Source organism: Bacillus sp. ISL-77 (assembly GCF_018613105.1).
The window spans coordinates 1-23782 of the sequence record NZ_JAGGQY010000035.1 but is presented as its reverse complement, the minus strand read 5'-3'; the positions used below and the strand labels follow the sequence as shown (position 1 = coordinate 23782).

The following is a 23782-nucleotide window of genomic DNA, read 5'->3' as shown; positions in this document are numbered from 1 at the left end:
ATACTTCGTTTCTTTTGTATTATCATTTTATGAAACCCCTCGCTTTAGTGATGGGGAGATTCATTCCGATGGCAATTCGTTAAAGAACGCTACATCCTCAATAGGAAGACGTGTAGTAGGATGTCCTGGTTTTGTTGCTTTCCCGATAGCAATGAGCATAACCGGCACAAACTGTTCGGAAATTCCGAAAGCTTCTACGAACTTCGCTTTATCGTACCCTCCCATCGGAACAGTGTCGTAACCTTTGGATCGGGCGACAAGCATGAGCTGCATCGAGGTAAGGCCTCCATCAGTATATAGGATTTGGCGAGCCACTTCAGGCGGCAAGTTTGAGTACATGCCAACTGTTCGTTCGATGAATGATTTAGCCGTATCAGCTGGCATAAAGCCTGCTTCAACTGCCTGCCCATAAATTTTTTCGGCTTTCTTGTAGCTTTCCACATCACCAAGCACAGCAATAACGGCAGAAGCTTCGACTACTTGTTGTTGGTTAAACGCGATTGGCAAAAGCTTTTTCTTCAACTCCAGTTTATCGATGACTAGAAACCGCCATGGTTGCAGGTTCGAAGACGAAGGAGCCAACGTTGCTAGCTCCAGCATTTCGTTCATTTCTTCGCGTGAGATCCGCACTGTTGGATCAAATGTACGAACAGATCGACGTTCACGGATAACATCTAAGAACATTTGCTGTTCGAGCCTATCTATAGTTTGAGAGTTTGACATAATAATTCCTCCTAGTAATGAATAGTTTACTTCATCTCTACTACGAACATTTTAAGGAAAATTCATATATAGTAAGAGTTTTTAACCCTATCATGAAAAATGTGATAAAAGATACTTCATCCACTATTGTTTGCAACTTACTAAGTTACCTTACTCAAATTGAACTAAATTGTCAAAAATAATATAATAGTAACTTTAACCATTAACACTGCTAATACCCTTTAATTTGGGAGGAAAAAAGACGATATCCACTACTTAAGGGGGGAGCGTCAGGAAAATGCGGATTTACAACGTTAAGGAAATTCTTAAATAAATAGCCCAATTTCTCAGCATTAAAATTGAGAAATTAGGCTTTTTCGTTACTCCATAAACGCGCCCGGTTGCAAAAAAAAATCTATAACTATCGCTCTATCAAAAAATTAAAGCATTTAAGCAATCCATTTACCATCTAATAAAAGCGAATGGTACTCTCCAAATAAATGGAGAGTACCATTCGCTTTTATTTTGTAATGAATTAGTGGTTTTATTTGTGTTAGGCACCATCCATCTTATTTTTCCAATTATCCATTTTGCTGTAAGTACTGAAGCTTACTTAAATCGTATTCGGTTAAATAGGAAACCTTCATGAGGTTGTCATCTCCTCAACAGATGCACCTGTCTGGGGAGTCCAAGTAATTATGCCTTTTTGAAACCGTTGAATTCGCCCTCCACCAGGCCGATCTTTTTCGTCTTCGATAGGAAAACCAAGCGTGCTTTCAAAGCCAAATTCTGCCCACTTGGTCAATATTGGTCCAGATACAGGATGGGCACCCGTTCTCAATGACCAGAAGATTGCCTTTACGAGCTTCCCCGGTTCCTGTACAGCTTTAAAATAGTTGAACCTTCCGGTTCCATCCTTTGTAACAAATTCATCCGTGATTGGATAGCCAAAACCTTCACGGCCAAGACTGACCCACTTATCCCGAATAGGGCCATGAACCTCTTTAGCCCTAGTATCCGGGTACCAATAAATAGACCATTCTCAACCATTCGGATCGCGATAATGCCTATAATGTCCGATACCGTCTGGAACAGTGCTCTCAGGTGTAATAGGAGTCCCCTTAAACCCCCTTCTTAAAAGTTCTTGATATTTAGCCTCGATTTCACTCTGTAGAGATCATTTATAAATGATTAAGTGACAATCTCTAATAACAATCTCTAATAACAATCTCATTAATAATAACCATGGATTTAAATTTAATATCGATTACCATCGCAACTTTATTCTCTTTTAACCATCATTACATAAACTCATCAAAATCTAGATTCTGTATCGAAATATATCATCCTTTATAATAATCAATGGCTTTTTGGAAATCCTCCAGTGTATCTACATCCATTAATACTCCCGGATCATCTACATTAATGTATTTTTTTTCGTAACCGCCCAGGACCACACGTAAATTACTTTCTGGAATGGTTTCAAGAATTTTCTGTTTCACTTCTCTTGATAATTTGATAGGGTGACCGCCTTTATAGTTAAAGCTGGGAATTACTACCTTCCCTTTGTGTTTTGCTAAAAAATAACAGTTATATGTAAGTACCTTGGTTAAATTGTTAAATAAGTACATATCATAATCTTTGGAGGTGGTATAATGAAAAACTCAAAATTATTTTATATAGCATTGCTAATTCTACCTTGGCTAACAGTACCGTTTTTAGGTCGAAATTCATTAAAAAAATACCTTCCAGCCGGAATATTTATGTGTACATTCACAAAAGCTTTAGACTTTTTCGGTGAAAAGAAAAAATGGTTGAGAATTTATGAAGGGATACCACCTTTGAATAGTGCAAACTTTTTTAATTTTGGTCCCTATCTTGTTGCAAGTCTTTGGATGTTAAAATTAACTTTTGGTAAATTCCCATTGTATCTAATTTCTAATATAATTCTCCACATTTGTTTCAATTATCTAGGAGGATTAAAATTTTTAAAACGTTATAAAATTGCTTCCATAGATGGATTAACCAAATTCCAATATCTAACAATACACTTATTAAGGGCATTACTTCTTTATAGTTTTCAATACATAAATAATATTAGTTATCATACAAAAAAGCTTTATAACAAGTAATCAGATAAAAATTGTATCCCCACCTCCTTTTCAAATCCTAGAAATATAAAAAGTCACATCCGATAATTGGATTTGATAGCAAGATTGTTAGTGTCAGGCACCATCCACAAAAATGGATCGTCCTTGGTTTGTCAGATAATTCATGTCCAAAGCTATTTTGGAAAATTGTTTCGTCCTATGTAATAGCCCACACAATGACCTGAAGATAAAAAAAGCCAACATAATTATGCTGACTTTCACTTATAAATTTCATTTGAGGTTTATCTTCGCAAATCCTAGATTAGCTTTAGTCCACTTACAAAGATCAATACAGCAACAACCGTTCGCAGCGGTCTTGTTGGGACCTTAGCAGAAATGCTGCTACCGATCAATACTCCTGGAATGGAGCCAATAAGTAAATTACCAACTAGCATATAGTTAACATTTCCATAACCAATATGAAGTAATCCTGCAACGGTTACCAAAAGAAACGCATGAGTTATATCAGTACCAACCATCTCTGATGTCTTCATTTGATACAGATAAATCATTGCCACAGCGAATAATGACCCTGAACCTAATGATGTGAGCCCGACAATGAATCCAAAAATGCAGCCAATTAATATCGTTAGCATCTTCTTTTCTTTCAATGGTTTTAATTGCCAACGATTCGGTCTTAATTTTTTCTCCACAAAAGTTCTGATAATGATCGCTAGTGAAACAAATATCAGTACGTATCCGAGGGAATGCCTAATAATCTGTTCTTGATTATGGAAATAAGCTTCAAAATAATGAAGGGAACCAATCGCAACCACCGCACTAGGAATACTTCCTATCGCTAATAACTTAACCATCTGTAAATTGACTGTTTTTTGTCTCCAATGTTGAAAAAGTCCGAAGAATTTCGTAATTGAGTTATATACAAGGTCTGTACCAACAGCAATTGAAGGATTAACTCCTATTAGAATTAATACGGGGGTTAGCAGTGCTGCTCCTCCTACACCAGTTAACCCTACCAAAAAACCTACAAGTAAACCCATCAATGTAATCCCTATACTCATATGCTCACGCCCTATCAATTCCAAGTATTTATATAGGGATTATATACATTTATATGAATCTTGTAAATAACTAAATATTTATTAGATTCTGTGAGTTTGTTACCGGTTATTTCAAAAGCATATTTTATTTCAATAGAAATGATCCCTCCATCTTTGTTGAAAAAAGATTCGGCGTTGGCTGGACCCTTAATTTTGGCAACTCTATCGTTTAGATCATCGTCTTAGTACCATTAGTAACAATCATAGTGTTTCGTTTTTTATAGGGATAAATTTCTTAGTAATATAAAAAGTCACATCCGTTTATTGGAGGTGACTTTTAGCGATTTTGTTTTATCCTATGTAATAGCCCACACAATTTCACTAGTTATGGCTGCTGCGTTCCCGCCCTGACCCGTTTCCTAGTGTCCTTGTTGGACTATAACTCCGCAGGTAGGACTCGAACCTACGACCGATCGGTTAACAGCCGATAGCTCTACCACTGAGCTACTGCGGAACAATTCTAACTTCCTATTTACATGATCATCGGATAATGAATCTAATTCAAGATGTTTGTTTGTTGGTTGGTTTTAGTGGAAATGACGGGAGTTGAACCCGTGTGCAAAGATATTGGCACTTATACTTCTACGAGTGTAGTCAGTAGAATTGATTTCACTTACTTCGTTAGCCTACTGACAAGCGTTGAAGCAGCTAGTCTGGTTAGTCTCTTCCTTCATCCTCAGACGGTGGAATTCGGCGTAGTCCACTTATGATGAGTCCCTTACCCTACCACATGGACGATGGAGGGAGGAACCGCTATCGTCTGTTATTAGGCAGCGAAAGCGAAGTTGTTGTTTTGTTTGCCAGTTATTAGGCTTTATCGTTTTTACGAGGACGATTCCCTCGACTCGCCATATAAGCTCAAACTATCCCTGTCGATACCAAGACATTCCCATAATATAATGGCAGAGAAGAAGGGATTTGAACCCTCGCGCCGGTTACCCGACCTACACCCTTAGCAGGGGCGCCTCTTCAGCCACTTGAGTACTTCTCTGTAATATAAGGTTACGCGTTAGTTCCGTTAAGAACTTACAAGAGAAATATATCATGTCTGCCAAATGGATGATAGCTGTAAAATTTGGTAGTTCAAAAGGCCTAGTTATATCATTAAAACTTTATGGTTAATTTATAATTGATACTGATTGATGATTTCGTGTTAATTTGATTTCCACATTAAAGTACCCATTAATTATAGTTTAATACTATTTCTCGTACAAAGAACAAACGTTCGAGTATAATATAAAATATGACGTAAGTTGGATGTTTACAGTAGAATAGATACGGCAACCCCATAATACATATGAGTCATAAACTTTTCTGCTAAACTCCTTCATGTGTTTTTTATGTAAAAAATGATTAAGAGCTGAAGATCCTTTCTTCAGCTCTTTTGCTGTCATGTCACTACCACACTGAAGGTTAACCATTCTAAATAGATTTCCCAGTTTTTCGGTTTTTTACATATTTTTTATGCCATTAGCCTTCTGGGGCAACTTGTATCTTATCCTTCCTTTTTTCCAGACAACAAAAAAAATCCCCTCCAAGTCTAGAAATCTTTGATGATTCTTTAGACTGAGAAGGGATATTTTTCGCTAGTCATTCACTCTCACCTATTTTCTTTTCAACATTAATGTTCTTATTTTCTATTTTTTGTAAAATCTCCATTGAAATGTACGTAATGATAAATAACAACAATGCGGCGATCTCAAGATTTATATAATACATAATCCCACTGCCTAAAAATGATAATATTGTTTTTGTTTCCGAAGGGTTCGCTAAGAAGAAAAAATTCGTTCCAAGCTTTTGATTCAAGAAAAAAATAGGTACGGCGATAATGTTCACAGTTAAAAAGTTAAATAAAACCCCTTTCCTAGGAATCCTGTAACCTTCAAAATGGATAAAATACAATACGGACAATGGAATAGCTGAATGTTGAAGGAAATATCTTATGAATCGAAAATGAGGAAATTGGTTGACAATACCAGGAGTAATCATACTTAAAATAGGAGGTAGGGTACCGATAAAAAATAACAAATTAAACGCTTTTTGATTGTTTTTCAAGTATAAGAACAGTGCTAAAAAGGTACTAATTGAACAAAGCTGTAATGGAAGATCATCGACTTCCCATTTATTTGTTAATATTAACCACAAATGCTGTGATATCTCACAAACAAGCAAAATACCGAATAGTATCCATTTCATAATTGGTTGGTATGGTTTAAGTTTCTTTTTGTAATAAACTAAAGCGCAACATGTAATAAAGAAGAAAATTAACGTAACAATATGGGGAATAGAAAACAACGTGAAATTCCGCATTTCTGTAACAGAAAACATGATTTCATCACCTCTCACTGTGCATATAAGGCGGAGAGCTAAATCTAATTCTTTTCATATAAGCTGCTTATTGCCGCTACAGCTTTTTAACCTCGGTTTTACTTTATATCCATTTCCTTTATATATATTTTTAATTTCTTGTACTAATTCTCAAAATTCCTCATTACACTGAACGCAGCTAGTATTAAAATGTTGTAAACAATAATTCTCCCACGCAATTCACCTCTTAGGCTAAATACTATTGAATATTCACAGAAAAGGGTGTCCTAAAAACTACACCCTTTTAAAAACTAAACAATTTGTTAATGCGCTACAGGACTCTCTAAAAAATAAAACACTTCACTTATATTTTTAGTGGAGTGTTTTGTCTGTTTTATTTATTAAATGCTTTAAAATTCTTCGTATACTGCAGGATCTTGGTTGTTTATTCTGCCATAAGGGCGAGTTAATCCTGATATGATACTCATTTCTATTTCATCTAAGGAGAAGTCAAAAATAGATATATTTTCAAGCTGCCTTGCAGGAGATGATGATTTAGGAATAGCAATGGCCCCAAGTTGATAGTGCCAACGTAAAACAATTTGTGAAATAGACTTGTTATGATGATCGGCAATCTGTTGAATGGTATCATTTTGTAATACTTCATTTGCTCGAGCTATTGGGCTCCAGGATTCCGTTGTAATGTTATTTTCTTCATGCCATTTTCTTTGTGGTGCTTGATTGAATAATGGGTGTAATTCGATTTGGTTAAGGCTAGGTTTCACACCAGTTTCTTTTTCTAAACGCTCTATATGTTCAGGTAAGAAATTACAGACACCGATCGAACGAATAAGCCCCCATTTTTTAGCATCAATTAATGCTTCCCAAGCTTCCACGTATATGTCCTGTTTCGGATTTGGCCAATGAATGAGATATAAATCATAATAATCTAGATTTGCCCGAAATAACGATTCTTGAATGGTCGCAACCGCCCTGGCATAGGTTTGATAGCGACCTGGCAGTTTCGATGTAATCTTTAATTTTTCTCTTGCAACAGAACTGCGTCTAACAGCCTCACCAACCGTGCCTTCATTTTCATAATTATAAGCAGAATCTATTAGTCTATATCCCATATCAATTGCACTTAAGATCGAATGAACACCATCATTCCCTCTTAGCTTATATGTACCCAAACCGATCACTGGCAAAGTTAGCCCATCATTAAGTGTAATTTCTGGAATTGATTTATCCATCACTAATCACTCCTTTCCATAATAATTAAGCTTAGCATAATTTTGGTAACATTTCATGGAAAGACTTCATCGCCAGCGGTTGTTATTACCCTAAGTATCGATGGTATAGTGCCTTTGCTTCGGAAATATCCTTGGTTCCGTGGACTAACACCCTTCCGTCTTTAAAAATGACTAATCGGTGCGGATCCACTGAATAAGATAATAGATACGGATTTCGCTGTACTGTTCCCCCTTGATTTGCCAATAATTTTTCTAATGCCACTAAGTCACGCAAGGCGGGAAGCGCAGGACGTATCTGAACAGAATCTCTTCCACAGAGGACAGCTGTCTTGGTTTGATTTTCAAAAGCTAAATAGGGGAAGGATCGTTCTTTCCCACAGGTTGGACAATCTTCTTTTTTCAATTTATCTACCTGGATCGTACTATGTTGATTTTTCCACAAGTCAAATGACACGAGTTTGTTCCGCAGCGAATCCGCATCCCCGACCAAAATCTTCAAGGCTTCACTTATTTGATACGCAACGACCATGTTCACAGCTGGACTTATAATTCCAGCTGTGTCACAGGTTAATCCGCCTAGCGGAACGGTTTCAAGTAAACAAGCAAGGCACGGTGTTTTTTCAGGAATAATCGTGTAGGATATTCCATAGCTTCCCACACATGCCCCGTAAATCCAAGGGATGCCCACCTTTTGTGCTACATCATTCATGATCATTCTTGTTTCGAAATTATCGGTTGCATCAATCATCAGATCCACATTTTGAGCCCAGTTAAGTAGCTCGGTGACGGAGGCCTCACCAATGATTGCCTCAATCAGCACCGAAGAGTTAATCGCTGTTAAGCGGTTTTTGGCTGCGATGACTTTGGGAATTCGGTTTTTGGCATCTTCTTCAGCATAGAGCTGCTGTCGCTGTAAATTCGACCATTCGACATAATCACGATCCACAATGGTTAGTTTCCCTACTCCAGCACGGACAAGTGCTTCGGCACTTCCTGAACCGAGTGCTCCCATTCCGATGATGAGTACATGTTTCGTGGAAATTAGCTGCTGCCCGTCTTTCCCAATCGGTGAAAATAGTTCTTGTCGTGAGTAGCGATTCACCCGATACTCATTCCTTCCTTGGGACTGCTGGCTATCGCATATCTCTTTTTCTCGATTCGGCCAGCTTCAAAGCCTAATCGTCCCGCTTCGATAGCTAAACTCATGGCTCGAGCCATTTTGACCGGATCGTTTGCTGCTGAAACAGCCGTATTTAATAAGACCCCATCAGCTCCTAATTCCATCGCCAATGCTGCATCAGCTGGGGAGCCAATACCAGCATCCACAATCACAGGCACGACAGCTTGCTCGATAATAAAGCCTAGGTTAACAGGATTGATGATCCCTTGACCGGATCCAATGGGCGAGGCCCCTGGCATGACCGCATGACAGCCCACTTCTTGGAGCTTTCGAGCTAAAACCACGTCATCAGATGTATAGGGGAGGACAATAAATCCTTCTTTCACTAATTCTTCCGTTGCTTTAAGGGTTTCAATTGGGTCAGGAAGCAAGGTGTGATCACAGCCAATCACTTCCACTTTAATCATATCGCAAAGTCCTGAAGCTTTCGCTAGTTTTGCGATCCGGACCGCCTCTGCGGCTGTTTTTGCTCCAGCAGTATTAGGCAGAAGCTTATATTTTTGAGTGTCGAGCTGTTCTAAAAAATTCGGCTGGCTTGGTTCAAAAATATTCATTCGTCTCACCGCAAACGTGAGGATTTCTGCTTTCGACACTTCCACTGCTGCCTTTTGGATTTCAAAGCTTGGATACTTTCCGGTACCTAGTAACAAACGAGATTGAAAGGATAATGAACCTATTTTTAACATGTCAACCGCCTCCTACAAAATGGACTATTTCGATTCGATCTTTATCTGATATTCTCGTACTTTGGTGCTCTAACCTGGTTAATATTTCACCGTTTACTTCCACAACAACGACCTTATCTTGGATGTCATGATGTTTGAGAACATCTGAAACAGATACGATTTGGTCGGGTAATTGGATCCACTCGCCATTTACTACTACCTTCATGGTATACCTCCTAACTAACCGTTTCTTTGTGCCGTTCTAGGTGAAAAGCAGAGAGTAGTTCCTGATCTAGTAAGCTACCTGACACTAGGTCCGCAACTAGTTCCCCTGTAATCGGGCTTAATAAAATTCCATTTCGAAAATGGCCTGCTGCCACGTACAACCCACGCCAGCTTGGATGTTCGCCCATATAAGGGATTCCATCGCCTGTCTGCGGTCTGACTCCAGCCCATACTCGCTCCCATGCTGCCTCCTTAATCTGTGGAACTAATTGAGTCGCTCTTTCTATCAATGTAGCAATCCCTTCAGGAGTTACCTTGGTATCAAAGGTATTTTCAATCACAGTCGCACCTATATAAATTTCCCCATTTTGTTTGGGTACTAAATAACAACGTTTGTCGGAGAAAATGGTCGAGTTAATGATCGGCTTTTCTGTTCTAATCGAAAAGCATTCTCCTTTAACTGGATACACAGGAATATCGATTCCTGATTCTTGCATTAATTTCGCCGCCCAAGCTCCCGTGGCAACAACCACCTGTTCACAATGGATGACACCGTTGCTGGTGTTTACCCCTTTAACCTGACCGTTTTCATAGACAAAAGACAGAACCTCCGTCTCTTCACATATTTTGGCACCAAAATGTTCCGCGGCTTTTGCAAAGGCTTGTGTTAACTTTGCTGGTTGTACATGACCATCATGAGGGAGATACATCCCTCCTGCTACACTTGGTGAAAGAGATGGTTCCAGCACACGTACTTCCGTTGCATCGAGCCAGGTAATGGTTGGATCCCATTTTTTTTGGAAGGTGACCTGTTTTTTTACCTCGAGCGCTATTTCTTCTGTTTCGGCAATTTTCACCATGCCTTTATTCACATACTCAATATCAATTCCTGTATATTCAAATAACTCACTTGAGAGCGTTGAAAACATCGCTTGACTTTTTAAAGCCAGCTGGAATAAGGGACCGTCTTGTTCCAGCTCTGCTTGTGCTGCCAGCATTCCGGCAGCCGCACTGGACGCTTGGCAAGCCACTCGTCCCTTCTCAATCACGACGACTTTTCTTCCCCTTTTTGCAAGCTGATAGGCAATCGAGGACCCGATAATTCCTCCTCCGATAATGGCCACATCAAATGAATTTTCCACTTTGTTCATCTCCATATAATACATTTAGGTAAGCCTTAACTGCTGCTAATGGATCGGGAGCATCTAAAACTCCTGACATGACTGCGATTCCTTTTGATCCTGCTTGAAGTACCTGCCCCGTATTTTCAGGTGTGATCCCGCCAATCGCAATAACTGGGATGTCTAATTGGGAGAGCCTTGCTAATTCCTCTAGTCCTTTTGGGGTCTTACCCGGTTTTGATTGCGAAGGAAAGACATGGCCATATAGCACGTAATCAGCACCATTTTCTTTTGCTTTTTGTCCTTCCTCGTAGGAGTGGATGGAGTTCCCGAGCAAAAGCTGAGGAAAATTTTCTTTCACAATCGCTGCATCTAAACTATGGAAGGCTAATTGAACTCCTTTAGCCCTTGTAACGCAGGCAACATCGACTCGATCATTAATGATAATCTTTGATAGTGGGATGTTTTCGTTTGTTAACAAGTGGACGGCTTGGAAAAGTTCCTGTGCTGTTTTTTGTTTTTCCCGCAAATGAATCGCTGTTATATATGGATGAATTTCGCTTACAATTTCACGTAAACGTTCGATCGGCATTTTCCCATTGGAGATTATATGTAACTCTTTATCTTTTACACTAGTTGAAATACCCGTCCCCCCTTTTAAGCAGATTCCGAAGATCGAAGGCATAAAGTGAAAAACAAAAAACCACTTTCTTAAGGTAAGAAAGTGGTCGAAAATTCGAAATAAAACATACGTTCTTCAAATATCCCGTTTCCCACTTCCCTACGCTGGTATTACCCAGATCAGGTTCATAGAGTCCCGAAGTAGTACTTCAATCTCAGCCCTTTAAAAAGGCACCTCTAGCGGATTTGCGTCATTTATTTAATTGTCATGTAATGATTTCCCTGCATGGATAATGTTAACACTTCAGGTAGAAATGTCAAATGTTTTTCTTATTTATGGTAGAATAAACCCTATAGATGTTAACCAAATAACAATTATAGTTTACTTTTAAAATCAAAAGGGAGTAAACAAACTGGGGGAGAATAATGTATAAGCTTCGAGGACATCATCTTTTTTGCCTTCTAGGCTATCGGGGAATGGGCTATTCCCAAGAATACGTGGAAAATATGACGGTTTTGCATCAAACCTTGAGAAACAACCCAAAAACGTTGATTCTGCTTGTAAAGGGGCCAGATCAGTTGTGTGAAAAATTCCCTAATTCAGGTGAATACCATTGCCAAGACGACCAGATCTATGAAAGAGATGCCGTTATTTTAGACAAAATGAACCTTAAAATCGGACAAATTCTTAGATGGGAGGATATTGAGTCCCGTATCCTAGAACATGTCATCCCCGCCGATATTCAAGTTGTCTGTGAAACTTGTTCTTGGCGTTCTTACGGGGTTTGCGAGGAAGGTATTCGAGAGATTCATGATGGGAAGGGCTTAAGAAAAATTCAATAAGCTTCATCTATTCAATGCCCACATGCCCACAGGGACGGTTCTTTTGGCCTTTTTTAATCTCTTTCCTTGTCCAAAAAAGCCAGTAGAACCGTCCCCATGGTCCTTCATGGTCCATGTCCTTACACTCCCCGCTTATTTCCCCAAAGAAGTGCATGCAATTGTGGTAATACTTTTACATCATTCAATTGAGGGTCAGCAACCACACAATTGACTAACCACTCATATTTCAACAGTAGTTTTTGAATCAATTCATTATTATTGAAATTCGTAATATCATCGTTCCCAACCTGGAGATAAAAAGGAATATCTGCGTAGCGGCTATGAACCATTTTCGCATACTCTAGATCCGCATCATCGAAGATTACTACTTTTAGACTCACTTGATGTTTAAAATCATTGTCGTTTAAATTTTTAAAAATAGAATCTAATATTTCAAAATTGGTTACCATGTTGGAGCTCGGCGGCTTAGGTGAAATGGTCAGTTCATTGACGTTTAAGAACCAGTCCTGCCATCTGCTTCCTTGTGTTTCAATACCAATTTTGATGTCTTTTTCTTTTAATAAATCGATAAACACATCTAAGTTTTTCAACAGCGCCGGATTTCCCCCTGAGATCGTCACAAACGAGAAATTGTCCCCACCGACTCTTTTTAATTTATCCCAAATTTCTTCAGCGGTCATTTGCTGAATATCCTCTTTGGCACTGCCATCCCATGTAAAGGCAGAATCACACCAGCTGCATGAATAATCACAGCCGGCCGTCCGAACGAACATTGTCTTTTGACCAATGACCATTCCTTCTCCTTGGATGGTTGGGCCAAAAATTTCTAATACAGGAATCTTACTCATTCCTCCATCCACTCCCTTCTCGCTTCTGCGTAGCTTGTTGGAGTTTCAAACAGACGGACAAATTCCACTCTTGCTCCATGATATTGGTCCCTACGATCTTCTGTTGCTAAGGCTTCTTTCATTTTCTCATATATCCAGACAACCATGTTTTCGGCAGTTGTATTCATGGAGGGAAGGGTTTCGTTTAGGTATTGATGATCAAGATAGATTTCGATTTCATTTTTCCAAATTTCTTTAATATCGCCAAAGTCGATCATTAAGCCGCGTTCATCAACAAAACCACTTAATCCAAAAATAACTCTATACGTATGTCCGTGCAAATTCTTGCATTTCCCTTCATAGCAATGCAAGTGGTGTGAAGCATCAAAGGTAAATTCCTTGCTCACTAGTACACGCTTTGAATGATATTTTAATTGATGAGGTTGAATGTCCTCATTTATTTTTTGAAGTTTATCGACGATTCTGAAACCCATCGTTTAAAACCTCCCATTAAGAAAGTCATCAAGCCCTCTTTTTCTTAAGACGCAAGCTGGACACTCTCCACATCCATCAGCAATCACACCATTGTAGCAGGTTAATGTTTTTTCACGAACAAAATCCAATGCGCCTAATTCATCCGCCATGGCCCATGTTTCCGCTTTGTTTATCCACATTAAAGGTGTATGAATGACAAAATTATCGTCCATTGATAGATTCAAGGTAACATTTAGTGATTTGATAAAAATATCACGACAATCTGGGTACCCGCTGAAATCTGTTTCACAAACACCGGTGACTAAATGCTTGGCACCGACCTGACGTGCTAACACACCTGCGAAAGTCAGGAATAACAGGTTACGACCTGGCACAAATGTCGACGGAAGTTCCCCTTCACCGCCATCAGTAACTTCAATATTTGAACGTGTTAACGCATTAGGTGCTAGTTGATTTAGTAATGACATATCTAAAATATGGTGTTTTACGCCAAGTTCATTGGCTATATTTTTGGCACATTCAATTTCTAAACTATGCCTTTGATTGTAATCAAACGTAACTGCTTCTACTTCTTTAAATTGTTTTAATGCCCAATATAAACAAGTGGTGCTGTCTTGTCCACCACTAAACACAACAATTGCCTTTTCATTTTTCAACATGTATATCAAATACTTCCTTTCAAATAGAAAAAAACAGTACCCCAAGATAGAAGTACTGCTTCATCTTAGTTTTTTTAATGTGGGGGGCTAGAACCACTTTCGCAAAATGCGAACTATATAATTTTAAATGACTAAATGATTATAAACCATTTTTTCAATTTTTTCACCTATTTGCCGACATTTTTCGAGTCTAGGCCTTTTCAGAATGATCGGAGTCCTCACTATTATACCTCTCTCGGATTCTTGTTTTCTTTAGTAAGCCTAATCTTATGTTGATTTTTAGATGGAGAGTTTGCTATGAATACGCCAGCTAAAATGAGCAAAGCACCAAAATACCCTTGTCGCCCCATATTTTCATGTAGGAAGATGAATGCAAATATTTTTATGAAACTCTGTGTGGATACGATCTCTCCATTAACAATTGTAGCATTAAGATTTGGAATTGCATTTATATCAAGTTTGCTTGTTTTTGTGTCATAACAGAAAGTCCTAACCTTTCTTGTATTTAACTTAAGATTGGCTATATCGTATCATCTGCATTTACATTAGTAAAACGAATATTTATAATGGACCTATTAGAAATTCTAATGCAAAGGAGCTAGTGAGGTTGAATTCTTATTATGCTTTTATCAAAGCAATAGAAACAGGTAGTTTTACCAAAGCAGCTGAAGAACTTGGCTATACTCAATCAGCCATTAGCCAAATGGTGCATTCATTAGAGGAAGAACTTTCTACCACTCTTATTTTACGCTCTCGAATGGGTATTTCACTGACACCTGATGGCGAGGAATTTTTGCCATATATTAGGAACATTTATAATTCACATAGGGAACTGATAGAAAAGCATAAAGAGATGGAAGGGCTACAAAGTGGACTTATTCGAATTGGCACATTTTCTAGTGTTTCATGTCATTGGCTTCCAGTATTAATGAAAGATTTTAAGGAACAGTACCCAGCTGTTCATTTCGAATTACATCAAGGTGATTATACGGATATCTCGAATTGGATTAAAGAAGGGAGCGTAGATTTTGGCTTTGTTAATCCAAAAGCTGTATCAAATCTAACTACCATTCCCTTGCAAGAAGATGACATGCTTGCTGTATTGCCAACAAATCATCCTTTAGCTTCTCACGACAAAGTCACATTGAAAGAATTAACGGACGGACCTTATATACTTTTAGATGAGGGCGAAATTAGTGAACCATTAACTATTTTTAAACAAAACAACTTTGAACCTAATATTCAATACCGAGTACATGATGATTATGCGATTATGTCCATGATTGAACAGGGACTTGGCATATCTATTTTACCGAAACTAGTCTTAAGTAGATGTGCGTATAATATTGTAACGAAAGCAATCTCTCCATCTGTTATTCGTACAATTAGTCTGGCGTACAAGGACAAAAGGGTATTGCCAATAGCAAGTAGATATTTTATTGATTTTATCATTGAAAGGTATAAGTAATCCTTTATGAAGTTTAATTAAACTAGATATACAATTACCTTGAGATATTAGTCAAGATTGTTCTTCAATACCAAGAGCATCTAGTAAAGATTGCGGATGTAATAATAGATGCCCTTGCTAAAGAAATTGAAGAATATAAGATTCTCCAATCGATCCCTGGAATCAGAGAAAAAATCGCTGCAACAATTAGTCAACCGGCATCTACCAGCAGCGTGGTAGTCACCTGGCAGTGGAGTTCCTCTTGGTAAGAAAGGGTTCAATGGTTACTTCTTTTGCAACTTCTGGTGCTTCTTGCTCATTTTTTGCGTTAATAATTAAATCAAGTGCCACAGTTCCGAGTTTTTCGTAATCATGGTTAATGGAGGTAAGGCTCGGCGTCAATATATCAGCGACAAACGAATCATCATAGCCCACAAAGGCAAATTTCTTGGGGTCGATAGTTTGATGATTGCACGCAACTAAAGCTCCGGAAGCAATCATATCATTCATACAAATAATTGCCGTTGGTAGCTCCTTGTTTTCCAGCAGCATTTTCATCGCCTTTTGTCCGCTTTCTACTGAAAAACCGCTGTATATATGCCATTCAGGACGATAAACCAGACCCTTCTCCATCAGGTGCTGCCTGAACCCCTCTACTTTTATATCAGTGGAAGTGATCCCCTGCTTTCCTCCCAGCATGCCAATGTTTTTGTGGCCCATTTGGACTAAATGCTCGACAATCATCTTCATACCCAACCGCTCATCGGATCTCACTTTATAACAATCGACGCCCGCCATCTCTCCATTGACCATCAAAACAGGAATCTTTTTCATAACCTCCAGCACCTCAGCGGCCTCTTCTGCAACCGTTAATGATTTGTTAATGCGGCCGCCCATCATGATGATCCCTTCGACCTGGCGTTCCGAGAGAACCTTTAGGTAAACTGACTCCATCTCGCTATCATTCAAGGAATTGCATAAGAAAATCGTATATCCCTTTTTTTGAGCGTATTTCTCCAATTCCATGCAGAAGCTTGAAAAGAATGGATTCGTGATGTCTGGCAAAATCAGCCCGATCATCTTTGTTTCTTTTTTTGATAAACTTCTTGCAATACTGTTTGGCTGAAAATTATATTCCTGTATTTTCGCCAGCACCTTCTCTTTTGTTTTTTTGCTGACTGGATAATTGCCATTTAGGACCCGCGATACAGTTGCCGGAGATACATTTGTGGCTTTGGCAATATCATAGATGGTAAACGTTTTTTTGTCCAACTGAAGCCCCCCTTCTTAGAGATATAAACAAAAATATAGAAATCGGTTTTATCTTAAGTATCTTTCTTCCAATTGTAATCTATTTTAATAGAAAAATGGTAGTCGATAGGGTGAACGTGAAGGCGGGGGGAAAAACGGCAATAAAAAGTCATAGTTGTGGACTACAGCATCCTCAACTATGACTAATTGGATTATCTAAATTTAACCATATAGGTTTCAGTCCGGAGCCCATCCTCCGATTTTACTGTGATCACAGCAGCGTCCTCTTCTTCAGAGACCTGATAAGAGGCAAATAAGTCATTGGTTAATGCAGTAACAACAGGAGAATTCGATGCTTTTTCCTTCACATCATAAGTAAATTGGTCAGGTTGGAAATCCTTTAGCGGCTTCCCATCGATTAAGATGCTCTCAAGCGTTGCATCATCGCCAATGCTTGGTTCAGCCTTCGTGACATCTCCTTTTCCAAATACCTCAATTTCCGAAATCGCAATGCATGTATTCGGCATCGCTTTCATCACCACTCGGACCTTCGATGTGGTCACTGGTGCAAAATTCACCGTTAAGTCCTTTTTCGCATTCACATCTAATTGGGTACCGTCAATGGCCTTCCATTCGGTACCATCCCAGTACTCAAGCTGTAGGGATGCTGGTGGTCTCGTTCCACCCCCATCATCATAAAAATGGAAATCGAGTTTAGATATCGTATTTTCACTCCCAAAATCAATTGCTACCCAATCTTCTGACCTCCAGCTGTTTGGATCCCAATTCGTCCAGCGAATGGAAGAGATATCACCATCGTTAACATTTGCGGCTTTATCATACTGTCCTGTAAAGGAAGCGGTTGCCTTTGGAAACTCCTGTCCAGAGCCTGGAAGGTTTAAGGCAATGTTCTGCAATGCCGGTTTGGTGACTTGCACATTGGCAGTTACTTTAACCGGACTATACGGAATCGAGCCTTTTACGGTAAATTTGGCAAACGTTTCATACTTGCTTGGGTCAATCGTTTCCCAATTCACACGTACGTTTCCTTCTGTACCGATTTCAAGTTTAGCAGGAACAAATTCAGGCAGTTCCGGCGCTTTACCTGGAACAGTTTTCACTTTAATCGGTTCCACACCTTCGACCTTGCTAACGGTTACATTGGCGACTGCTGGAATCTCCGTACCTTCTACCGTACCTCTCACTGTAAAAGTGGTTTCCCTGTCATATTGTTCAGGGTCAATCGGCTCCCACTTGACGGCTTTTTGCACTCTTTCCACGTCACCGTAAATCGTGGTAACCTCCTGCGGCATATCTGGTGCGATTTTTTTCTTAGTGACGACTACATTGGCAGGCTCAATTTCCACAATTCCTGCCTTATTGATGATCCAACTTTGATTCTTTCCAGCATTCGATTGCCAGACATCGACAGTTGCATTTTCTTTTGTTGACTCGCCGCCAACTTCAAGAAGCTGACCGTTTGCTGCGTTAATGAATGTGTATTGTTGATTACCGGAGGTAGAAAGCATCCATTTTTGGCTATCAGTATTTTGATCGCTTTGTTCCACTGCTACCCCATTTTCTACACCAATTACTTTACTGCTGTTGGTGTCGACGATTTTATACAATTCTCTTGAGCTGTACCCATCGGACACTTTTTGAATGCTCCACTGCTGGGCCGCTTTATCGCGGTCATAGGTTTTTTGAACAATCTTTCCATCCTGAGTGATATCCAGGACCTTTCCACTATTTAGATTGCTTATTTTGTATTTATCATGATTATTTACGAAACTAGCTTCGTTGTTGACTCCAGAAACACCGGATACCACGAATGTTGTTATCGATTGTGCTGGAACCACCGCTGCTAATTTTTCATCCTTTACCTTGATGTCTTCTTTTTTCTGCAAATTATCGGTGGCCGATGTTACATATGGCGTTGCCGATGCTGTACCATTTATCGTTTCAAATCCAGATAAGTCAAAGTCGACTACTTTTTGTTCCGCAGATGAATTGGTATAAACGACGACAACGGAGTCATCTTTCGTATCAATGGCGGCCAAAGTATTTTGGTTGTTTGTGTTGATAAACTGGTCGCCAGGGCGGATAAATTTACTGTAGTTGCCCACAGCGTAGTATTTTTTATTTTTGTATATTTTAAAATTGCTGAAATCCTTTGCAGCAAAATCAACCTGAATCAGACCCCAGTTGCCATTTTCATGCTCAGGCCTCATGTTTACCTCATCTTCCACTGCTTGCCAAAGCACCCATGCTTCCGGCTCGAGCTGCTGGATATCCGCCTGGATTCTTTCCGATATAGCAAGCCCTGGCTTGATGTCCTCATGATTCTGGCCGCCGACACTTAGGTCAACCTCCGACATCCATAGTTTTTTCCCCGCACCCTTGGCAATATCTCTGGCACCATTTCTTTCTCCCGTTCCGTACGTATGTACATTCAACTGTTCAATATTATTTCGGGTTTCCGTATTGTAGGCATCCCAATTGGATCGGAATTTTGATGGATTGGTTTCGTCCATTGCCGAGACAACGGTATTCATACCTTTTTCGGTTAATTGTGTTTTCACCTCATTAATCATTTTCGCTTGTGATGCCGGTGCCCAGTGTGATCCTTCCTGTCTGCCCTTGGCTCCCCAATAGTTAGTATTGGGTTCATTTACCGGTGAAAGCGTTTTAAATTGAATGCCTGTTTCTTGCTGTAAATGGTCCACAACTCCTGTTAAATAGCTGGCAAAATTCGTGTATTGATCAGGCTTCAGGTTATCCTTATTTGAATCCCAGTTTCCAGATACGTATCCACTTTGAGTCATAAAGTATGGTGCCGAGTTCGAAAAGGCCTCAAACGTATCTGCTCCTCTAGACTTAGCTGCCGTCAGCCACCAGCGTTGATTGGCATCAGCGTTCCAATTCCAATGGTCAGGATTTTTTGGGTCCCACCAATTTGTCGGCTCTGTCCAGCCTTCTGTGTTTCCATTTGGCGGACCAAATTCGGCTGGCCGATTCCAATAACCTGGGACTGCTCCGCCAAGACGCATGTATGGAGTGGTTTCTGGTGAATCACCACCGCCTATATTATAACGAGCAATATTAAAATTAAGTCCATCCTTGCCATAAAGGGCATCAGCTACTTGGTTTTTGATTTCATCCGGCCAGCCGCCCGTAATATTGGCAAACCATACAAGGGCTGTTCCCCAACCATCAAATGGTGCCTGTTGGTAGCTTGGGTCTAATTTCACCGTTTCTGTTACTGTGTTCGATTGAGTTTCTTCGGCGGCAATTGCTACAGGTGCCGCAGGTGCGAGCAAACTTAGGGTAAGGGCCGTGGCCGAACCGCATGTTATAATCTTTTTAGCCATTTGTTTAAAATTAGCTTTTACCATTTTTGCATCCTCCCTTTTACTATTTTTCTAGATTCAAATAGTTAAGTTTTTGATCACCTCCCAAAAGATATTATAGAAACCGGTTTCTATTAAGGGGAAACTGGTCCCTACCACTTATTTTTTGAACTAGTTTTGTGAAAATCAATTGAAACAAGGCTTAATAGAAACCGGTTTCTATTCGGTCTAGATTAAAAGAAATGGAGTCTGTTTATTCTGAATACTTATATAACTTTCTTAAGTATAAATATAAATCATAAATGGATGCTGTCAATATGAAAGGAAATTTTCGGTTCATTGTTCCTATACAAAATAGGACTTTAGTGACTCCGAAGACTTTTGCTTCTCATATAAAAAAGAAACAGAAGAACTCTCCCCTGTTTCTTAAAACGATATTTTTCTTTCTCCAATCTCTTTAAGGCCAGCACGGATAAGCAGGAAGACAACTACCCATGAAGCTAGCATTAGAAAAATCTGTCCGAAGGGAAACATTCCTGTTATAGGAGTGTCCCATAATGCATGCATCAAAACCACTAAGATAAAGACGCGTAAAAACCTAAAGCGGAATAGCATGTTAAGATTAAATGGATGGTCCCCTTGTACTCTACAGAATGCTGCACCAGTCAGTGCTGCCCAGGCAATATGCCCGCCGGGTGCAAAGATCCCTCTCCAAAGGATCGTGTTGTAGAGATTGGTACCATCCCCAGAAAGCAGTGCCCTTAGAGCATATCCAGCTGTTTCAAACGCTGCAAAACCGGCTCCAACTGCAGCACCAATGAGAAGGCCGTTTAGAATATATCTATATTTTCGGTATCGAACAAACGTAATGACCGTTATCGCTTTGGCAAGTTCCTCAGCAATTCCAATCGTAATCGGATTGATATTGTTTTTCAGAATATCGAAAAATACGAGTGCGACTAACATGGAGAGAATCCCACCGATCATCACGACGTATATCACTCGATAAAAGGCAATATTTTGCGGAGCATTCATCTCCCAGAAAAAGATTAACGTTGTAAACGGAACAGCAAAAGCACCAACAATAATGAGTCCGGGTATAAAGTTCACATTTCTAAAATAGCTCACACCTATATAAAATCCTACGAATGCAAGAAGCGAAATGATGAACACCCTAGCAAAAAGCCATGGTTTTGGCCAGGTGTCTTTCACTTCCGAAATTTTTGGTGTCGTAAGCGCAGTTCCTACGATAAACAGCCGGTCCGCTTCCAGTTCACTATGATTACGGAAAACACGCGAAAATATGTTTTGAAATTTTGGTTCAATCGATCGTTGGAATCTTGGAACCATATCAACGTAATGGGCAAACTCATAAAAAAAGCTATTTTCATTCTCTTGTGTGTTATTTTTAAAAAACTTTTCTCCGCAGCTTAAGCAGAACTTCACACCATCTGGATTGGTATAAACACATTGCGGGCATTTCAAAAAACTTCACCCCTCTTGGTTAGCAAAAACATCCTCAAATAGAGGATGCCCAATAATAGGTAAATTATTTGAATACACGTTCTATCCACAAAAATCCGCTGACCTGCCAAGGCAAGTCACCAGTCACCAGTTACCATGCATTTAGAGAATATCCTTTTTCAGCGAGCTTTTAATCAGCTTCATTTCTCCTTTTTTAGGGATGAATTCACTGATGTTTTCATATTTTTCTTCCCTTTTTAAATGGTTTAGGTCCTGGGCCATATATTCCTTAAAGGAGCAGCAAAAGAGTTTACGGGCAACTCTTCCTTTATCACCAATGAGGTTGAACCAATTTTGCCCAACATAAAATGGATTTGTTACTTTTTTATCAATGAGGTCATTAATACGATCCTTTTCTTCCCCTGGATTAAATTTTGTTTTAGAAGAAAGGGCCAAGATAAAATAGTTTTTATACTTATCAAATTCTAGTAATTGAAGATGATACTTCTTCCGCTCCGTTTGATTGAAATCCCTCAGAACTATTTTGATACTTTTTTCAACATCAATTTCAAATTTACTTGCATCTTTCCAGGTCGATAACCGGGAATCAAAAATGGACAGTGTTAGTATATAATAGGCTTCAAAATTTTTGGGATCAAATACTTCATTTCCAACTTGCTTTTCATCTTCCGGTACAACAATATAGTTTTTATAATCAGCAAAGAAATTTTCAATCATATCGTATACCCACTTTCATATCTTGATAAATTGATGAATAATTCGAAATTGTATATAAATATATTCCTTTATTAAAATCAAAAATCCTGCTAATTCTTCTAAAATTCCTCACCTTTCATGGTTTTTAATTATATAGTCCCATAATAGAATGAATAATTTGTCGTGTATTCGAAAATGCAGCCTCAATGATATCGAATTTTGCTTAAGATTTTCGTCATAAAAAAATGGCTCAGTATAGTGAATACTAAGCCATTTTTTATTTTATTGTGTTAAAGACTATACATTATGTATGGAGCTCTCATTCTCAGTTAGAGTAGTTACACTACAAACTAGGCTAACACCTTACATATTTGCGTTTGAAACCAAGTTTCCCTCGATCTATTTCCTTTTGAATATTTTCGGAAGCAAGCAGAATACTGCTTTTTTTCTTGTCCCGCTTGATTTCTACTGGGCCTACTGCCTTTGCAGTTTCAACCGCCTGATCATGGAGCGGCAAATAGGAAATTCCGACTGTGTAGATAAAATTATTCATAGCAGATTTTGTTCGTTCAGGAGAATCGTGAATCATATTTTCCACCTGATCAAGCATACTGGCAATCTTGATGGCGCTAAATTCACTATCCGGTCGATTACCCAAAAGCCAGCAGTAACAGCTCCAGCCTGCCGACATTCTAAGTTCTTCACCACTTGCGATCCATTTATCGGCAACATCTTGGGCAATATCAGTTTCAGCCAACGTTACAGCAACCACATAATCGGAAAGCATATAAAAATACGCCCCATCCATCCAACGCTCAAAATCAGCCTCAGTCATTACCATTGGGTCCGCAATGATGCCGGCAAAATACATGGCATCGTAGTTCCCGGTGGCGTAAAGCTGATCGGCTAAAGGCTGATTTTTCTTAATTTTCTTTGCGAGTGGCTTCATGGCACCTGTAGCCACGCCAAAAACCGGCTCGTGAGCACCATTGCTTATGTAAGTCTTTTTCATTCGTTCCTTGCCAAGCGCTTCGAGTTCCTGCATAACTATTTCGAAATCCATCGTTTTGCACTTCCTTCCTTTTCATCCATAAAAATGAACTATCCTACTTTTTATCCTTTTGATCATGCAATTCAACTACACCCATTTTTATAAATTTTACTACGAATTAAGTGAAGTGAATAGCGTTATTAGTAAATGCAGCTCTATCTTACTATGGTGCAGCATTAGGTTCCAGTCTAAGATCGGATATAATTTTAAACTACAAAAGTGTATTTAACCATTCAACTCAAGCTGGTGCACTTTGTTTCAAAATTTTGGTTAAACATAGATGGTTAGAAAAACAACCGGAGGCAGTTGACAGAAAATCTCTGTCGCAAGGTTAAAAAAATGAGCAAAAACAGCCAGTTAGATAAACTGGCTGTTTCAGATTGTAGACAAAAG

The 23782-nt window shown here is 39.2% G+C and carries 23 protein-coding genes, 2 tRNA genes, 2 other RNA genes, 2 pseudogenes and 1 riboswitch; of the genes and pseudogenes, 6 read left to right on the top strand and 23 right to left on the bottom strand.

Annotated elements, in window-relative coordinates:
* Window positions 1-60: 60 nt before the first annotated feature.
* The 3 genes from J7E77_RS13800 to J7E77_RS13785 form a co-directional block, all read right to left on the bottom strand.
* The gene (locus J7E77_RS13800; protein WP_214715077.1) at window positions 61-723 is read right to left on the bottom strand and encodes a nitroreductase family protein; all 663 of its coding nucleotides are present in this window, start codon (window positions 721-723) and stop codon (window positions 61-63) included.
* A 622-nt stretch (window positions 724-1345) separates the two neighbouring features.
* The gene (locus tag J7E77_RS31440) at window positions 1346-1735 is read right to left on the bottom strand and encodes an LGFP repeat-containing protein (RefSeq protein ID WP_374102972.1); all 390 of its coding nucleotides are present in this window, start codon (window positions 1733-1735) and stop codon (window positions 1346-1348) included.
* A 310-nt stretch (window positions 1736-2045) separates the two neighbouring features.
* Window positions 2046-2204 carry a hypothetical protein gene (locus tag J7E77_RS13785; RefSeq protein WP_214715073.1) on the bottom strand — a complete coding sequence of 53 codons (159 nt, stop codon included), beginning with the start codon at window positions 2202-2204 and terminating at the stop codon, window positions 2046-2048.
* A 153-nt stretch (window positions 2205-2357) separates the two neighbouring features.
* On the opposite strand from J7E77_RS13785, the gene J7E77_RS13780 reads away from it, so the two are divergent.
* Window positions 2358-2834: a hypothetical protein gene (locus J7E77_RS13780; RefSeq protein ID WP_214715071.1), complete on the top strand. Its 477-nt coding sequence runs from the start codon at window positions 2358-2360 to the stop codon at window positions 2832-2834.
* A gap of 275 nt (window positions 2835-3109) precedes the next feature.
* On the opposite strand, the gene J7E77_RS13775 is transcribed toward J7E77_RS13780, so the two are convergent.
* Window positions 3110-3874, bottom strand: coding sequence for a sulfite exporter TauE/SafE family protein (locus tag J7E77_RS13775; protein WP_214715068.1), 765 nt, complete (start codon window positions 3872-3874; stop codon window positions 3110-3112).
* A gap of 107 nt (window positions 3875-3981) precedes the next feature.
* Here J7E77_RS13775 and J7E77_RS30580 point away from each other — a divergent pair.
* Window positions 3982-4086 (top strand): annotated as a pseudogene (locus J7E77_RS30580) (DUF5808 domain-containing protein); the annotation flags it as partial.
* Window positions 4087-4210: 124 nt separating this feature from the next.
* Here J7E77_RS30580 and ffs read toward each other — a convergent pair.
* From ffs to J7E77_RS13720, 11 genes are all read right to left on the bottom strand, one after another.
* Window positions 4211-4296: signal recognition particle sRNA small type (gene ffs / locus J7E77_RS13770), an RNA gene on the bottom strand.
* A tRNA-Asn gene (locus J7E77_RS13765) sits at window positions 4296-4367 on the bottom strand. Before J7E77_RS13765 ends, ffs begins: the two co-directional genes overlap by 1 nt.
* A gap of 74 nt (window positions 4368-4441) precedes the next feature.
* Window positions 4442-4804, bottom strand: a transfer-messenger RNA (tmRNA) gene (gene ssrA / locus J7E77_RS13760).
* 9 nt (window positions 4805-4813) lie between these two features.
* Window positions 4814-4904: transfer RNA gene (locus J7E77_RS13755), tRNA-Ser, on the bottom strand.
* A 599-nt stretch (window positions 4905-5503) separates the two neighbouring features.
* Window positions 5504-6241, bottom strand: coding sequence for a YwaF family protein (locus tag J7E77_RS13750; RefSeq protein WP_214715066.1), 738 nt, complete (start codon window positions 6239-6241; stop codon window positions 5504-5506).
* A gap of 389 nt (window positions 6242-6630) precedes the next feature.
* Window positions 6631-7473 (bottom strand): aldo/keto reductase, encoded by an 843-nt coding sequence (locus tag J7E77_RS13745; protein WP_214715064.1) that lies wholly within the window; start codon window positions 7471-7473, stop codon window positions 6631-6633.
* A gap of 85 nt (window positions 7474-7558) precedes the next feature.
* Complete coding sequence (locus J7E77_RS13740) at window positions 7559-8575, bottom strand: thiazole biosynthesis adenylyltransferase ThiF (protein WP_214715062.1); 1017 nt, start codon at window positions 8573-8575, stop codon at window positions 7559-7561.
* Window positions 8572-9339, bottom strand: coding sequence for a thiazole synthase (locus tag J7E77_RS13735; protein WP_214715060.1), 768 nt, complete (start codon window positions 9337-9339; stop codon window positions 8572-8574). Before J7E77_RS13735 ends, J7E77_RS13740 begins: the two co-directional genes overlap by 4 nt.
* A gap of 1 nt (window position 9340) precedes the next feature.
* The gene (thiS, locus tag J7E77_RS13730) at window positions 9341-9544 is read right to left on the bottom strand and encodes a sulfur carrier protein ThiS (protein WP_214715058.1); all 204 of its coding nucleotides are present in this window, start codon (window positions 9542-9544) and stop codon (window positions 9341-9343) included.
* A 10-nt stretch (window positions 9545-9554) separates the two neighbouring features.
* The gene (gene thiO, locus J7E77_RS13725) at window positions 9555-10685 is read right to left on the bottom strand and encodes a glycine oxidase ThiO (RefSeq protein ID WP_214715057.1); all 1131 of its coding nucleotides are present in this window, start codon (window positions 10683-10685) and stop codon (window positions 9555-9557) included.
* On the bottom strand, window positions 10669-11349 hold the full coding sequence (locus J7E77_RS13720; RefSeq protein WP_214715055.1) for a thiamine phosphate synthase: 681 nt from the start codon (window positions 11347-11349) through the stop codon (window positions 10669-10671). Before J7E77_RS13720 ends, thiO begins: the two co-directional genes overlap by 17 nt.
* Window positions 11350-11425: 76 nt before the next feature.
* Window positions 11426-11534: riboswitch (TPP riboswitch) on the bottom strand.
* A gap of 177 nt (window positions 11535-11711) precedes the next feature.
* Between J7E77_RS13720 and J7E77_RS13715 the strand changes: the two genes are divergently transcribed.
* On the top strand, window positions 11712-12128 hold the full coding sequence (locus J7E77_RS13715) for a DUF1284 domain-containing protein (RefSeq protein WP_214715053.1): 417 nt from the start codon (window positions 11712-11714) through the stop codon (window positions 12126-12128).
* Window positions 12129-12247: 119 nt separating this feature from the next.
* Here the strand turns inward: J7E77_RS13715 and queE are convergent, their stop codons facing one another.
* The 3 genes from queE to queC are packed head-to-tail and all read right to left on the bottom strand — an operon-like array spanning window position 12248 to window position 14106.
* Window positions 12248-12976, bottom strand: a complete 729-nt coding sequence (gene queE, locus J7E77_RS13710) for a 7-carboxy-7-deazaguanine synthase QueE (RefSeq protein WP_214715052.1) — start codon at window positions 12974-12976, stop codon at window positions 12248-12250.
* Window positions 12973-13449: a 6-carboxytetrahydropterin synthase QueD gene (queD, locus tag J7E77_RS13705; protein ID WP_214715051.1), complete on the bottom strand. Its 477-nt coding sequence runs from the start codon at window positions 13447-13449 to the stop codon at window positions 12973-12975. Before queD ends, queE begins: the two co-directional genes overlap by 4 nt.
* Window positions 13450-13452: 3 nt before the next feature.
* Window positions 13453-14106: a 7-cyano-7-deazaguanine synthase QueC gene (queC, locus tag J7E77_RS13700; protein WP_214715092.1), complete on the bottom strand. Its 654-nt coding sequence runs from the start codon at window positions 14104-14106 to the stop codon at window positions 13453-13455.
* Between the two features lie 604 nt (window positions 14107-14710).
* Here queC and J7E77_RS13695 point away from each other — a divergent pair.
* Together J7E77_RS13695 and J7E77_RS13690 are read left to right on the top strand one after the other, a co-directional pair.
* Window positions 14711-15577 carry a LysR family transcriptional regulator gene (locus tag J7E77_RS13695; RefSeq protein ID WP_308160591.1) on the top strand — a complete coding sequence of 289 codons (867 nt, stop codon included), beginning with the start codon at window positions 14711-14713 and terminating at the stop codon, window positions 15575-15577.
* 59 nt (window positions 15578-15636) lie between these two features.
* Window positions 15637-15765: pseudogene (locus tag J7E77_RS13690) on the top strand (IS110 family transposase); the annotation flags it as partial.
* A gap of 31 nt (window positions 15766-15796) precedes the next feature.
* Here the strand turns inward: J7E77_RS13690 and J7E77_RS13685 are convergent.
* The 5 genes from J7E77_RS13685 to J7E77_RS13665 all read right to left on the bottom strand — a co-directional run bounded on the left by J7E77_RS13685 (window position 15797) and on the right by J7E77_RS13665 (window position 23401).
* Complete coding sequence (locus J7E77_RS13685; protein WP_214715049.1) at window positions 15797-16828, bottom strand: LacI family DNA-binding transcriptional regulator; 1032 nt, start codon at window positions 16826-16828, stop codon at window positions 15797-15799.
* Between the two features lie 191 nt (window positions 16829-17019).
* Window positions 17020-20202: a glycoside hydrolase gene (locus J7E77_RS13680; RefSeq protein ID WP_214715048.1), complete on the bottom strand. Its 3183-nt coding sequence runs from the start codon at window positions 20200-20202 to the stop codon at window positions 17020-17022.
* A 381-nt stretch (window positions 20203-20583) separates the two neighbouring features.
* Complete coding sequence (locus J7E77_RS13675; RefSeq protein ID WP_214715047.1) at window positions 20584-21642, bottom strand: PrsW family intramembrane metalloprotease; 1059 nt, start codon at window positions 21640-21642, stop codon at window positions 20584-20586.
* 141 nt (window positions 21643-21783) lie between these two features.
* On the bottom strand, window positions 21784-22359 hold the full coding sequence (locus tag J7E77_RS13670) for a hypothetical protein (RefSeq protein WP_214715046.1): 576 nt from the start codon (window positions 22357-22359) through the stop codon (window positions 21784-21786).
* A 334-nt stretch (window positions 22360-22693) separates the two neighbouring features.
* On the bottom strand, window positions 22694-23401 hold the full coding sequence (locus J7E77_RS13665) for a DNA alkylation repair protein (protein WP_214715045.1): 708 nt from the start codon (window positions 23399-23401) through the stop codon (window positions 22694-22696).
* A 119-nt stretch (window positions 23402-23520) separates the two neighbouring features.
* Between J7E77_RS13665 and J7E77_RS13660 the strand changes: the two genes are divergently transcribed.
* Window positions 23521-23724 carry a DUF3231 family protein gene (locus J7E77_RS13660; RefSeq protein WP_214715091.1) on the top strand — a complete coding sequence of 68 codons (204 nt, stop codon included), beginning with the start codon at window positions 23521-23523 and terminating at the stop codon, window positions 23722-23724.
* The last annotated feature ends 58 nt before the right edge of the window (window positions 23725-23782 follow it).

Bases quoted from the DNA above. Each gene is read 5' to 3' on its own strand.
- J7E77_RS13800 (WP_214715077.1), bottom strand. From the start codon at position 723: ATGTCAAACTCTCAAACTATAGATAGGCTCGAACAGCAAATGTTCTTA.
- J7E77_RS13780 (WP_214715071.1), top strand. From the start codon at position 2,358: ATGAAAAACTCAAAATTATTTTATATAGCATTGCTAATTCTACCTTGG.
- J7E77_RS13775 (WP_214715068.1), bottom strand. From the start codon at position 3,874: ATGAGTATAGGGATTACATTGATGGGTTTACTTGTAGGTTTTTTGGTA.
- J7E77_RS13750 (WP_214715066.1), bottom strand. From the start codon at position 6,241: ATGTTTTCTGTTACAGAAATGCGGAATTTCACGTTGTTTTCTATTCCC.
- J7E77_RS13745 (WP_214715064.1), bottom strand. From the start codon at position 7,473: ATGGATAAATCAATTCCAGAAATTACACTTAATGATGGGCTAACTTTG.
- J7E77_RS13735 (WP_214715060.1), bottom strand. From the start codon at position 9,339: ATGTTAAAAATAGGTTCATTATCCTTTCAATCTCGTTTGTTACTAGGT.
- thiS (WP_214715058.1), bottom strand. From the start codon at position 9,544: ATGAAGGTAGTAGTAAATGGCGAGTGGATCCAATTACCCGACCAAATC.
- J7E77_RS13720 (WP_214715055.1), bottom strand. From the start codon at position 11,349: ATGCCTTCGATCTTCGGAATCTGCTTAAAAGGGGGGACGGGTATTTCA.
- J7E77_RS13715 (WP_214715053.1), top strand. From the start codon at position 11,712: ATGTATAAGCTTCGAGGACATCATCTTTTTTGCCTTCTAGGCTATCGG.
- queE (WP_214715052.1), bottom strand. From the start codon at position 12,976: ATGAGTAAGATTCCTGTATTAGAAATTTTTGGCCCAACCATCCAAGGA.
- queD (WP_214715051.1), bottom strand. From the start codon at position 13,449: ATGGGTTTCAGAATCGTCGATAAACTTCAAAAAATAAATGAGGACATT.
- J7E77_RS13680 (WP_214715048.1), bottom strand. From the start codon at position 20,202: ATGGTAAAAGCTAATTTTAAACAAATGGCTAAAAAGATTATAACATGC.
- J7E77_RS13670 (WP_214715046.1), bottom strand. From the start codon at position 22,359: ATGATTGAAAATTTCTTTGCTGATTATAAAAACTATATTGTTGTACCG.
- J7E77_RS13665 (WP_214715045.1), bottom strand. From the start codon at position 23,401: ATGGATTTCGAAATAGTTATGCAGGAACTCGAAGCGCTTGGCAAGGAA.